Here is a 12736-nt window from a genome sequence, read left to right on the forward strand (position 1 = left end):
CAACGCCTGGCAAGTTGGAGTAAAATTCCGCACCATTTTGAAATGTGCTGGTACAACACCAGCAAACAAACCGATTTTATCGAGGTGAGAGGCACATGCCTGTAATTAAAGTACGTGAAAACGAGCCGTTCGACGTAGCTCTGCGCCGCTTCAAGCGTTCCTGCGAAAAAGCGGGTGTTCTGGCCGAAGTTCGTCGTCGTGAATTCTATGAAAAACCGACTACCGAACGTAAACGCGCTAAAGCATCTGCAGTAAAACGCCACGCCAAGAAACTGGCTCGCGAAAACGCACGTCGCACTCGTCTGTATTAATTCTTCGGGGGCAACCCCACCCGCGTGATACTGTTTTTTAAAACGCGCAGACCGAGTAGTTGCATACGAAGGCCGTGCTTTCCGAAAGGAATGCGCGGCTTGTTCTCGTTTATAGGCTATATCCACAAGATTTTGCGGTGCAGTGCAGCGGCAACCGACCCCGGCCCGGCGACCTTACCCGGTAAGTGACGCAGGACAGGCAAAGAAGCCCCAGGCAACAGCGACGCAAAAGACCACGGATAAGTGAGTAAGGGGCTTATGGCTGGGAGAATTCCGCGCGTATTTATCAATGACTTGCTAGCTCGTACCGATATCGTCGATTTAGTCGATGCCCGGGTAAAGCTGAAAAAACAAGGCAAGAATTATCACGCGTGCTGCCCATTTCACCATGAGAAAACACCCTCATTCACCGTAAACAGCGATAAGCAGTTTTATCATTGTTTCGGCTGTGGAGCACACGGCAACGCCGTCGACTTCCTGATGAACTATGACCGGCTTGAATTTGTCGAGTGCATCGAGGAACTGGCCACCATGCAAGGTCTGGAAGTGCCGTATGAAGTGGGCACCGGTCCGACCCCGATGGAACGCCACCAGCGTCAAAGTCTTTATCAGTTGATGGAACCGCTTAGCGCCTTCTATCAGCAATCGCTTAAACAGCCAGCCGGGGCACCTGCCCGTGAGTATCTGGCGCAACGTGGTTTAAGCGATGCAGTAATCGATCATTTTGCCATTGGTTTCGCCCCTCCGGGCTGGGACAACGCGTTAAAGCGTTTTGGTAAAACCGCTGACGACAGAAGTTCTCTGACCGATGCCGGTATGTTGATCACCAACGAACAAGGGCGCAATTACGATCGCTTTCGCGAACGGGTTATGTTCCCCATCCGTGATAAACGCGGCCGGGTGATTGCGTTTGGTGGACGAGTGCTGGGTGATGCCTTACCCAAGTATCTCAACTCGCCAGAAACAGAAATTTTCCATAAAGGCCGCCAGTTGTATGGCCTGTATGAAGCACAGGTAAATCACCCTACGCCCGCGCGGCTGCTGGTGGTTGAAGGTTATATGGACGTGGTGGCCCTGGCGCAGTTCGGCATTGATTATGCTGTGGCGTCACTGGGAACCTCGACCACGGCGGAACATATTCAGTTGTTGTTCCGCGCCACCGATACGGTGATTTGCTGTTACGACGGTGACCGGGCTGGCCGAGAAGCCGCCTGGCGCGCGCTGGAAACGGCACTGCCCTATCTGCAGGATGGCCGCCAGTTGCGCTTTATGTTTTTGCCCGATGGCGAAGATCCGGACACTCTGGTGCGCAAAGAAGGCAAACAGCTATTTGAACAACGGATGGAAGAGGCGCATTCAATCTCGACTTTCCTGTTTGACACGCTAATGCCGCAGGTGGATTTGAGCAGTCCTGAAGGGCGCACCAAGCTGAGTATGCTGGCGTTGCCGCTGATCAGTCAGGTGCCGGGCGAGACGCTGCGGTTGTATTTGCGTCAGCAGTTAGGCAATAAGCTCGGAATTTTAGATGATAGCCAGTTAGAAAAACTGATGCCCAAGGCAGCAGACAGTGCAAATAGCTACCAGCCGCCCCAGCTAAAACGCACAACCATGCGTATACTGATAGGGTTACTGGTACAAAATCCACAACTGGCTACACTTATACCCTCACTGCAAGGTTTAGAGCAGTCGAAACAGCCGGGGCTTGACCTGTTTACCGAATTGGTCACGACCTGTTTAGCCCAGCCGGGGCTGACTACCGGCCAGTTGCTAGAGATGTATCGAGACAACAAGTTTTACCAGCAACTTGAAACTCTTGCAACTTGGAACCATATGATCGTTGAAGACACGGTTGAAGAAGTGTTTCTTGCAACGCTCGCCAGTTTGTACGACTCGATACTGGAGCAACGTCAGGAAGACCTGATTGCTCGCGACAGAACTCACGGATTGAGTGCCGAAGAACGTAAAGAACTTTGGTCACTTAACCAGGCGTTAGCCAAGAAAAATTAAGCCTGAAGTTAACAGGTATTAACACTAACGGCTTAAGTGCCGATATAAAGCAGGGTGCTACCCCGCAAAATGCCGCCATAGTGGGCCGCGGCGATATCAAATACGCCCCAAATGTTATTGTTGGCGGTTTCGCCGACCGACACCAACCCAATACTCTGAAGTGTGGATACCGTCTTATGGAGCAAAACCCGCAGTCACAGCTTAAGCTACTTGTCACCCGTGGTAAGGAGCAAGGCTATTTGACCTATGCTGAGGTCAATGACCATCTGCCGGAAGATATCGTCGACTCCGACCAGATCGAAGACATCATCCAGATGATTAACGACATGGGTATTCAAGTGCTGGAAGAAGCACCTGATGCCGATGACTTAATGCTGGCGGAGAACAGACCCGATACTGACGAAGATGCAGCAGAAGCCGCAGCGCAGGTGCTCTCCAGCGTAGAATCTGAAATCGGTCGTACCACCGACCCTGTGCGTATGTATATGCGCGAAATGGGTACCGTTGAACTCTTGACCCGTGAAGGCGAAATTGATATCGCCAAACGTATTGAAGACGGTATCAACCAGGTGCAGTGCTCGGTTGCCGAGTACCCGGAAGCTATCACCTACTTGCTGGATCAATACGACCGAGTGGAAGCGGGCGAAGCACGCCTGTCCGACCTGATCACCGGTTTTGTCGATCCTAACGCCGAAGAAGAAGTCGCCCCAACCGCGACTCACGTCGGTTCTGAGTTGACCAATGAAGAATTGGACGACACAGACGACGATGAAGACGAAGACGACGATGCTGAAGACGACAACAGCATTGACCCTGAGCTGGCGCGTCAGAAGTTCACCGAACTGCGTGAACAACATGAAGCAACCCGTCAGGTTATCAAGAAAAACGGCCGTAGCCACAAAAGCTCAGCCGAAGAAATTCTGAAACTGTCCGACGTCTTCAAACAGTTCCGTCTGGTGCCAAAACAGTTTGATTTCCTGGTTAACAGCATGCGTTCCATGATGGATCGCGTTCGTGCTCAGGAACGTCTGATCATGAAGCTGTGCGTTGAACAGTGCAAAATGCCGAAGAAAAACTTCGTCAACCTGTTTGCCGGCAACGAAACCAGCGATACCTGGTTTACAGCGGCACTGGCAATGGCCAAGCCATGGTCTGAAAAACTGAAAGAAGTGACCGAAGATGTACAGCGCGGGCTAATGAAGCTGCGCCAGATCGAAGAAGAAACCGGTCTGACCATCGAGCAGGTCAAAGATATCAACCGTCGCATGTCGATCGGTGAAGCGAAAGCGCGTCGCGCGAAGAAAGAGATGGTCGAAGCCAACTTGCGTCTGGTTATTTCTATCGCCAAGAAATACACCAACCGCGGTTTGCAGTTCCTCGATCTGATCCAGGAAGGCAACATCGGTCTGATGAAAGCCGTAGACAAGTTTGAATATCGCCGTGGTTATAAGTTCTCGACTTATGCCACCTGGTGGATCCGTCAGGCTATCACGCGCTCTATCGCCGACCAGGCACGTACCATCCGTATCCCGGTACATATGATTGAGACCATTAACAAACTCAACCGTATCTCCCGTCAGATGCTGCAAGAGATGGGCCGTGAGCCAACGCCGGAAGAGCTGGCTGAACGCATGTTGATGCCAGAAGACAAAATCCGCAAAGTGCTAAAGATTGCCAAAGAGCCTATCTCCATGGAAACGCCAATCGGCGACGATGAAGATTCGCATCTGGGTGATTTTATCGAGGATACCACCCTCGAGCTGCCGCTGGATTCTGCCACCTCGGAAAGCCTGCGCTCGGCAACACATGACGTGTTGGCCGGCCTGACCGCCCGCGAAGCCAAAGTACTGCGTATGCGTTTCGGTATCGATATGAACACTGACCACACTCTGGAAGAAGTGGGCAAACAGTTCGACGTTACTCGTGAACGTATCCGTCAGATCGAAGCCAAAGCGTTGCGCAAACTGCGCCACCCTAGCCGCTCCGAAGTACTGCGCAGCTTCCTCGACGATTAATCGACGACCGCAGCAAACAAAAGCCCCGCCCGGCTATCCCGGCGGGGCTTTTTTATGGCGCTAAAACGCTGCCATTGAGGCTGTGGGCTAGCGCAAGGCCTGGTGCAACTGATGATAAGCACTAACCAGCTCGTCGAGCGTAGCGCGATTGAGGCCGCTGGGATTGGGTAACACCCAGACCTCGGTATCGCCCAGTTGCAGCGACTGACGTCCCCAGGCTACCTGACGAATACCAAAGGCGCGGCTAAACGCCTGCTTACCCAATACCGCCAGTGCCCGAGGCTGAAACTGCATGATCTTGGCCTTAAGCGCTTCCCCACCCTGCTGCAATTCATTACGCGCCAACTCGGTGGCCTCGACCGTCGGCCGCTCAACCAGCATGGTAATACCGCAGCCGGTATCCAACAGATGCTGCTCCTCTTCCGGCTTAAGCAAGCGATCGGTAAAGCCCGCCTGATAAATCACCTTCCAAAAACGATTATTGGCATTGGCAAAATGATAGCCATGATGCGCCGTGGATAACCCCGGATTGATACCGCAGAACACCACGCGCAGATCATGGCTGATAATGTCAGTGATCATCTGTGCTCCTTAAGCTTAATTTGAACTCCCACTCTAAAAACTCACAGCAATAACAACAAGCTAAAAGTTGCACAGAAAACGCGCATACAGTAGCCGCAAGTGTAGACCTGAAGCAAGGAACTACCGTATAATCCCGACCCGCGGCCCCTTAGCTCAGTTGGTTAGAGCACGCGACTCATAATCGCTTGGTCACTGGTTCAAGTCCAGTAGGGGCCACCAAATTTTACCTTTCAAATCAGTATATTAAGCTACTCTTTGTCGAGTGGCTTTTTTGTTTGTAATCGCTAGTGTCCCCTTTTCGCCCCCCAGCTTTCATACCATGCCATTCGATGCCTCTTTAGGATGGCTTTTAAGGCATGATAATAAGTACAACTATCCCTACTTCTTACAAACAACAATTCTTCTGTTTGTCATCAATTCCATAGTTTGAATCAACACCGTCTTTAGACAATAAAAAACCCGCACAATGGCGGGTTGATATGCAAGGGTCTTTGTTAGCCAATAACGGGATCGTACTTCACTTTTAAGCCGCTTGCGCTGTTACCGGTTGCGCTTATGGCGGATGCATTCAACGGCCCCCCCGGTATTGTTATGCGTATGGCTGGCGATCAATTCAGCAAGTTGTTTCACCACATCCAGAGTATCAAGCATCAGTTGGCAGACGTTGATGGACTGGCTCCCAATCCACACCACCGGCGCAATCACTTCCTGCCGGACTCCGGCTGACCGGCCCCTCATCAACTAACAATCGTGATTTAGTAACAATACATTTTAACATTGGCCACCACACGAAGATTTTACGGCAGCTTTGAGCGATTAGCTGCCGCCGATAGAGTGGTGACAACGGTTTGTGGCATCCCAGTTCGGCTCCACTGGAGTTTTAAATTCAGAAAACAATTTCGCCGGTTCGGTATAAACCGTAACGGCATAGTCGGCTGGGATTTCCCGCACACCATAGTGAGAGTCAAGAAAATAGCGCTTTCCAGGTTGCGGGATGAATGAAGCCCACCGGGATTCTACGTATCCCGCTTTATTGTACTCCTGTGTTCCGTCACCCCACTGCCCTGCGGCATTGAGTTGCTGAAAAGCCATCAGACGTCCTGGCTGAACTTTACCTGTCAGAACTCGCCCTTCTGAGGGCAGGAAATTTGAAACCAGTTCGTAACGTTCATCCCTGTCAAAGCACGCACCTTTCTTTTCATAGATAGAGAGATAGAACGTACCCACAAAACCTTTTGGATCTATTACGACGACGGTAGCGGCATCCTTACCTTCATAATTTCTGTAATTAAGGGGCAGTAAGGCAGAGCATCCGGTCAGTAAAAAAACCAAAAAAAATGCAGTAAGTCGATGATAAGTAGAATATAAAGTCATGATCTTTCTGTTCCAGATATAAAATGTATCTGATGCTATCGGCCGATCCAGGTGCAAACTTTATTGGTGTTGTCTGTTTTGATCCATCAGTGGCGATCGGGTCACGGGTAAAAATGATCATTCGCTTTGCAGATCAGTATTTTTACTTTTCTAATTTTATTGGTGATTTATCGTGAGGAGGTTCGCCAGAGTTAACTATTGTCATTCAAGAACAAAGTTGGCATGTGAGTTCAACTGGTCGATGCAACGCTATCCTTAAAGTCAGAGTGCACCATTCCACGGGGAGCAGCTCACAACCGCACTGATTCTTATGGAATTTTAACAAGGCCTTGTTTGTAAACTTCTGGCTTTAACGCTATATCCACTTTGGCGGGGAACACGAAATCGAATAAAAATAACGGCTGATGCGTTTACATGGTACTCACTCTAGAGATTATCAATATGACTCGTATCGCGCCTGTAATCGCCCTTGGTTTTTTTATCCATCCACTTTCGTTATACGCCAGCCCTACCAGCTACAGTATCAACACTCAACAAACGACCATCGCCCTCTCCTGGCATGCATTTGGGGATACCTCTAAAGCCAGTATGGGAAAGGTGACGGGGGAAATCACACTGGATGCAGGAAATGAAAGGGAGGATCGTATCGATGTCACCATTCCGCTCACAACCCTTGAGGCTTCCAATAGCTTGTTAACCTTTCAGATGAAAAGCCGTCTTTTTTTTGATGCAGAAAGCTACCCGAACATCGCCTTCACCAGTAGCCGCGTTGTGGCATTGGGAAATGGACATTTTCGAGTGTTTGGGACTCTGGCAGTCAAGAACGTCACACGTCCGGTGATCCTTAATGCCATATTGGAGGGAAAAAATAACGAATTCTCCGATACCGAGAACATTTTTCTGCATGCCTCGACAGCGATTTCACGTTCCGCGTTCAAGATGGATAGTTTTGCCGCACTTGTGGATGACACCGTGACGATCAATATTGAAATTCAGGCCCGCCCGCATCAGGCCACATAAATAATCCCGGCAGCCAGATAATCGGCATGCCGGGGCATCCCTTTGTCTAGGCAAGTGCAGCCTGCAAGGTCAATGCACTTTGTTTCAACTGGGATGCAGGATTTCGGCCAATCAACACAAACTGATATTTTTTAGAATGCCACCAGACGAGGTTCATTGTATGGCGCTGCTCATTATTAAGCTCTGTACTTACAGGACGCGGGTCCGGTGAAATGCACAGCGCCATCGGACCGAAATCGGCATGCATCCAGGCAATTTGCGCAATCGAGGTGCTGTCGTAGCGCAGCATGCGCACCATTTTCAGCTCTGCACCCTGCAAGACAAGTTGTTGCTCATTAGCCTCTAAACCTATGTCCTGTGCCGTACGTGCCAGCCCACGCTGCAAAGCTGGTGCTGAACTGTCTGCATCGAGCAATGTTTCTGCGCTGTACAACGACATATATTGGGCCTCAAGGTCGCGAATTTTTTCACTTTCGCTCTGGACCTTTGTTGTCGGGCGTGTGAAATAGCCCAGACCTGAACCGATCACCAGAAAACTGAGCGATGCCGCGATCAGAGAGCGGCGACTGACACCGGTTACCCTGTGCGTAATTGCGGGTTGCCGGGCCAGCAACTCGACCAGCTGTTTCTCCATGCGGAACTGTGGCGCATCTTTAAGTAGCGGTGCAAACGCCTGGGGGAAATCTGCCAGGTTTAGCCGTAGTGCGTCGGTTCGTTGCGCCAGTTGTTCATCCTGACCAAGCGCGATCTCAAATAGCCGGGCATCGGTTGCATGCATTTCACCATCCAACCAGGCGACTATTGCCTCATCGCTGTACGGTGCAATAAATCTGATGGATTTCAATATTGCTTCTCCTTTGCAGGGGGCGGCGTGTGAACAACCTGGGCTATTTTCGCCCGCGCTGTAGCCAGTCGGCTCATGATAGTACCAATAGGTACCGATAATGTTTCTGCCGCCTCCTGATAGGTGAAGCCTTCAACATAGACTAAAAAAACAGCATTGCGTTGTGCTTCCGGTAAGGCACTCACGTGCTGCATTATTTTCGCATAATGCATCCGATCTTCCTCCTGTTCATATGTATCTGAGGCCAGTAATTCATCGCTTTCAACGAACCCCTGCCCCTGGCGCACGCGGTGGGCACGGATATCTGAAATCCAGATCGAGTGAAGGATGGTGAATAGCCAGCTGTCAATGCGAGTTCCGGGGGTGAACTGCGCGCTTTTTTCAAGCGCGCGGACACAGGTAGACTGAACCAGTTCTTCGGCAACCTCGCGGTTACGCGACAGAACCAGCCCATAGCGCCAAAGGCGTGTCAGATGCTCAGCAAGATGCTGACGAACGTCACTGGTGGTAATTTTTTTATCCTCTTGCCATTACTCAGGACTCAGGATGGCCATCAATGGCGGCCTGCAGATCTCTATACTCCTCACAGCGATGGCCGCAAAGTGTAGCAATGGTTTTCAATTGTTCTTTTGCCAGATCCGGACGCCCTTTCACCAGCCATGCTTCACCAAGGTATTCACGTACTTTGGCATAGGTCGGATCGAGTGCTAATGAACGCTGGTAATATCCGATACCTTCATCAGTACGGCCCAGCTTACGTGTGGCATACCCCCGATAATTCCAGGCTTCCGCAGTATTGCCATTCTTTAGCGTGTTGAGTAAAGCCAATGCCGCCTGATATTCCCCTTTTTTTGCGAGATGATAAGCATAACGGGTTTTATCCGTATCACTGAGTCGGCTTGTTTTCTCCGCTACGCACTGTTTTGTCGTACTGTCATAAACCTGCCCGCCAGGACAATCTGGTGTCTTGCTGTTGGTATTATCGTCACCAGCTGCGAAAAGCGGGGTGACAGGCATCAGAACAAACACCACAGGAAGCAGAAAACCGCGCAGGGTAGCTGAAGGTAAAAAAGAAAATGCATTCATTGTGAACTCCCGGATTAACGAAAAGCGCGACCAGGCAACATACGACGAAGTACGCTGTCCCGTAACAGGTAATGATGACAAAGCGCAGCTATTGCATGTGCAGACGCCAGAATGATCAGCGCCCAGGCCACATTGCCGTGCCACACAGCCAGGGTATGTCGTAGCGTTGAAGCGATTGTCACCCAGCCAGACAGTTCAAAAAGTCCAAAGAACTGGAAGGGTTCCTGCTGCGACCAGCGGAAAAGAAACCCGAGTACGATTTGTGCGAAAAGGAGGAGATAAAGCGCCACGTGCATTCCATGCGCGAGCAGTTTTGCTGACCGTGCACCTTCAACCGGCGGCATCGAGAAACGGGCAGAGTGCTGACTGAGTAGTCTCCATAACAGCCGGACGATCATCACCAGTGCCAGTAAAATTCCGCAGGAAATATGAATGGCCTGCAATCCTTTTCTCAGTGGTGTTCCCGGTTCCAGCAGCACCCAGAAATGTGCGCTGGCGAAAAGGAAAATGACACTGGCTGCCGTTATCCAGTGCAGGGCCAGGGTGAAGGTGTCGTAGCGTTGTCGTATTACTGGTTGTGTTGTTGCGGTCATAAGCCAGATCCCATCAGTGTGTTAATGATGGGTAAACGCGACAACGGCTATATCTATTCGATAAAAAATACTTTTTTTTCGTTTTTTATCCTGGCGTGCAACTCCCGCTCCGATGCCAGTATCTTATGTGAACGCAGAAAGAACCCCGTTGCGATATTTTTTGATTACATCGCAATGTTTTATAACTGTACGCGTCGGCATGGTTCGAACGATGCAAATCCCCTTCACTGATGTGCTCAAAAGCCAGCGCTGCACGCGGCTGGCATTCCCGACCGAGGATGTTGGGGCTATTCCCTCTGGAGTGACGAGTTGTAAATTAAGTGATAGGGCATGTATTCATCTATCTATTCACAAATCTATTCAAAAAGCGATTCAACATTATGCCTACTCGCTCTGACACGATACGCCGGTTGCTCAGCCCAGGCCCGATACAAGCAAGACAACTCATTGAAATAATGGAAATTAGACAGCCAACGCTGTCCCGCGCATTGAGATATATTGGCGATGACATTGTTCGAATCGGCGCTGGTCCATCTATTCAATACGCTCTACGCGATGTTTATCGCGGATTCAGATCTGCACCCATTTATCGCATCACTGATGAAGGACGCGTTAATCTCCTTGGCGAGCTTATTCCGGTTCATCCTGAGGGATTTGTTATGGTGCGGACTAATATAGTCCCAAGCATATGGGTATATAAATGAAACCTTCCTGGATATAGCGCACTGAGATACAGCCATTCACCAGTGGTCCTTCATCATTCTTTCGAACTCCAGTTCATCACGCATGGGGTTCAAAAATTGTTTTAATACCGACAGTGAACGCAATTCTTTGCGTATCTGGATCTCGTTGTCGATCATTAGCTGCAAATTATCACGATGTTTTCTTAATTTTTTATCCATGGTTTTTGCCGTCTTGGCGCCAAACATCTGCCAGACCATTCCCGACAAAGTTCCAGGATCGCGGGCCTCAGCCATTTCAGCGTTAAGAGTGGCAATGCGCTGTTGCAGCAGGGTATTAATTGCGGGGATTTCTGTTTGACTGAAGTGGAATTCCGGGTCGACATATTGATGGTACATCTCAACTATCGTCCAAATATCATGTGTTTTTTTAGCCTTCGACAGTTGCACCATCAACAGATGTTTTTCTGCTTTTTTTGCCGGTTCTGCTTCTCGGTCAGGATGAAGTACACCTGCCAGCTTTTTGTACATTCGGTTAACTTGCTGCGATTTTAGCAGGCTGTTAAAACTCTGCTGTGCGCTGTCTGCCGTGTGGCTGCCACCGTGGTGAGACCTCTCCTCACTGTGAGTAGTATCGGCATTGGCTCGACTCTCACCAAACAGACGCTCCATGGTGGTGAACATGTTTTCTGGATCTGACATCATCTTGAGCAACTCTTCATCACTCAGGCCACCATCAGAGCCAAATAGCTCATTGATATTCTGGCGAAAGTCCTCAACATCATCAGGCGTCGGTTCAGTATCAACCATTTTATTTACGGCAAAATACCGCTGGCGCAATGCCTCAAGATCGAGATGCTCATTAAATGGATGGTTGAGCAGTTCATCAACCTCTTCTTCTATCCATAAAAACAGTGCATCACGATCATATTTCCCCAGGGATTTTTTATCGGCAAATGATAATAGTCGCGTAGTTTTGTCATAAAGAGCCTGTAAGTACTGATGCTCAACAGGTAGTACCTCTTCGCAAAATCGAGCCAGTAGCGCCTCTTGCTGTTTATGCTGATCAGCGATCTGACGTTGTAGTTTTTCAATAGTGGCCCAGTGCGCCTTAAATTGCTGCTGCGGATCAAGGCGTTTGGAGGCCACTGCGGCTTTGGTTTTTACCAGTGATCGCTTTGCCATATTGTTCTCCTTACGTGAAAACATCGCTATAGCCCATGCTTTTATTACATTATCAGATACCACTTGCCGTGCAATTACGATGCTTTATATCGCCTTGCCTACCATAGGTAAATTCATATTCGGCCTGCTTAAATCTTTTAAAAAAAACCATTTTTTGGTTTCCTTAAGCCGGCCAGTAAACGAGATCCTGATGCTGCTTCAGGTTAAATGAGGAAGAAAATTGCTACCCGGCGGGGTAGTGAACTTGATATCCCAGCGAAAAGGCTCACTGAGGGCTTCGCGGCCGCGAAAACGCAGGATATCGGGGGTAACCGGGCTGTGACAGATTACGAGGTGATAAGGCGAGGGGGAGAGTTTCCCGGTAAATGTGGCTGTATCCATTAAACTGGCACCTTCCTGGTTGCACAATCCAGCCACTATCCGCGTGGCTAACGCATATACTTTGCGCAAATAATTGTGTAATGCTTGCGCGAAATGGGCAACAGTTTTTTATAGGTTGGTGCTTTTATGTTTTTAATATGCTGATTTTAAAAGCAGTGGTACCTAAAATCAGCGGAGGAAAATGATAAATAGCAAACGACGCGACCCCCTTGCGGCCAGACAAATTTAAATCTTTGCAACAACCCCAAGCTTCTATCTGCGATTCACAACCGGCAACACTTAATCACTCAAGCCTTAACATTTCTCGCCGATAAAAATAACTCGAGTGTCGTGCTTCATTTTTCCCTATAACCAGAGGAATACCTATGTCCATCGGTGCAATTGGTAGCAACGCGATTACCGCCCAAATTCAGGCAAAAACCACCAGTGCGGAAGCGGCTGAATCAACGAAAGTTCCTGACCATGATGGCGATGCTGACGATGCAGCAAGTGCGGTAACCGCACTGAAAGCAGCAAGCACCTCGGCTGCGCCTTCAGTTAACGCTAACGGACAATCAGTCGGCAATATCATTAGCGTTAAAGCATAAGAATTATCTAAATAAGCCTGTTACCCGCTGACAGGCTTTTAACCAGCAGTATCGCGCGCCCTCCCCATTAC

13 protein-coding genes, 1 tRNA gene and 1 pseudogene are annotated in these 12736 nt (G+C 49.6%); 6 read left to right on the top strand and 9 right to left on the bottom strand.

Translation table 11 applies throughout. From position 1 onward, the window contains the following. Positions 1-95: 95 nt before the first annotated feature. The 3 genes from rpsU to rpoD all read left to right on the top strand — a co-directional run bounded on the left by rpsU (position 96) and on the right by rpoD (position 4333). Positions 96-311, top strand: coding sequence for a 30S ribosomal protein S21 (rpsU, locus tag GW590_RS02630; RefSeq protein ID WP_001144069.1), 216 nt, complete (start codon positions 96-98; stop codon positions 309-311). Between the two features lie 258 nt (positions 312-569). Beyond that, the gene (dnaG, locus tag GW590_RS02635) at positions 570-2318 is read left to right on the top strand and encodes a DNA primase (RefSeq protein WP_169401453.1); all 1749 of its coding nucleotides are present in this window, start codon (positions 570-572) and stop codon (positions 2316-2318) included. A gap of 176 nt (positions 2319-2494) precedes the next feature. Next, positions 2495-4333, top strand: coding sequence for an RNA polymerase sigma factor RpoD (rpoD, locus tag GW590_RS02640; protein ID WP_169401454.1), 1839 nt, complete (start codon positions 2495-2497; stop codon positions 4331-4333). An 87-nt stretch (positions 4334-4420) separates the two neighbouring features. Here rpoD and mug read toward each other — a convergent pair whose 3' ends face one another. Next, positions 4421-4915: a G/U mismatch-specific DNA glycosylase gene (mug, locus tag GW590_RS02645; RefSeq protein WP_169401455.1), complete on the bottom strand. Its 495-nt coding sequence runs from the start codon at positions 4913-4915 to the stop codon at positions 4421-4423. Between the two features lie 142 nt (positions 4916-5057). Between mug and GW590_RS02650 the strand changes: the two genes are divergently transcribed. Further along, positions 5058-5134 (top strand) — tRNA-Ile (locus tag GW590_RS02650). A gap of 275 nt (positions 5135-5409) precedes the next feature. Here the strand turns inward: GW590_RS02650 and GW590_RS24260 are convergent. Together GW590_RS24260 and GW590_RS02660 are read right to left on the bottom strand one after the other, a co-directional pair. After that, a pseudogene (locus GW590_RS24260) lies at positions 5410-5638 on the bottom strand (hypothetical protein); the annotation flags it as partial. 93 nt (positions 5639-5731) lie between these two features. Continuing rightward, positions 5732-6289: a hypothetical protein gene (locus tag GW590_RS02660; RefSeq protein ID WP_169401457.1), complete on the bottom strand. Its 558-nt coding sequence runs from the start codon at positions 6287-6289 to the stop codon at positions 5732-5734. Between the two features lie 441 nt (positions 6290-6730). On the opposite strand from GW590_RS02660, the gene GW590_RS02665 reads away from it, so the two are divergent. After that, positions 6731-7309: a YceI family protein gene (locus tag GW590_RS02665; protein WP_169401458.1), complete on the top strand. Its 579-nt coding sequence runs from the start codon at positions 6731-6733 to the stop codon at positions 7307-7309. A gap of 46 nt (positions 7310-7355) precedes the next feature. On the opposite strand, the gene GW590_RS02670 is transcribed toward GW590_RS02665, so the two are convergent. From GW590_RS02670 to GW590_RS02695, 6 genes are all read right to left on the bottom strand, one after another. Further along, on the bottom strand, positions 7356-8153 hold the full coding sequence (locus GW590_RS02670; protein WP_169401459.1) for an anti-sigma factor family protein: 798 nt from the start codon (positions 8151-8153) through the stop codon (positions 7356-7358). Then, positions 8150-8665 (bottom strand): sigma-70 family RNA polymerase sigma factor, encoded by a 516-nt coding sequence (locus tag GW590_RS02675; RefSeq protein WP_169401653.1) that lies wholly within the window; start codon positions 8663-8665, stop codon positions 8150-8152. The genes GW590_RS02670 and GW590_RS02675 overlap by 4 nt, the downstream gene beginning before the upstream one ends. A gap of 22 nt (positions 8666-8687) precedes the next feature. Continuing rightward, positions 8688-9239: a tetratricopeptide repeat protein gene (locus GW590_RS02680; RefSeq protein WP_169401460.1), complete on the bottom strand. Its 552-nt coding sequence runs from the start codon at positions 9237-9239 to the stop codon at positions 8688-8690. A 14-nt stretch (positions 9240-9253) separates the two neighbouring features. Continuing rightward, on the bottom strand, positions 9254-9832 hold the full coding sequence (locus GW590_RS02685) for a cytochrome b (protein WP_169401461.1): 579 nt from the start codon (positions 9830-9832) through the stop codon (positions 9254-9256). 740 nt (positions 9833-10572) lie between these two features. Next, complete coding sequence (locus GW590_RS02690; protein WP_169401462.1) at positions 10573-11721, bottom strand: hypothetical protein; 1149 nt, start codon at positions 11719-11721, stop codon at positions 10573-10575. A 174-nt stretch (positions 11722-11895) separates the two neighbouring features. Beyond that, positions 11896-12078 carry a hypothetical protein gene (locus GW590_RS02695; protein WP_169401463.1) on the bottom strand — a complete coding sequence of 61 codons (183 nt, stop codon included), beginning with the start codon at positions 12076-12078 and terminating at the stop codon, positions 11896-11898. Between the two features lie 365 nt (positions 12079-12443). Between GW590_RS02695 and GW590_RS02700 the strand changes: the two genes are divergently transcribed. Then, the gene (locus GW590_RS02700; RefSeq protein ID WP_169401464.1) at positions 12444-12665 is read left to right on the top strand and encodes a hypothetical protein; all 222 of its coding nucleotides are present in this window, start codon (positions 12444-12446) and stop codon (positions 12663-12665) included. Positions 12666-12736: the final 71 nt, after the last annotated feature.

It is taken from the genome of Rouxiella aceris, assembly GCF_012933545.1.
Classification (GTDB): domain Bacteria; phylum Pseudomonadota; class Gammaproteobacteria; order Enterobacterales; family Enterobacteriaceae; genus Rouxiella; species Rouxiella aceris.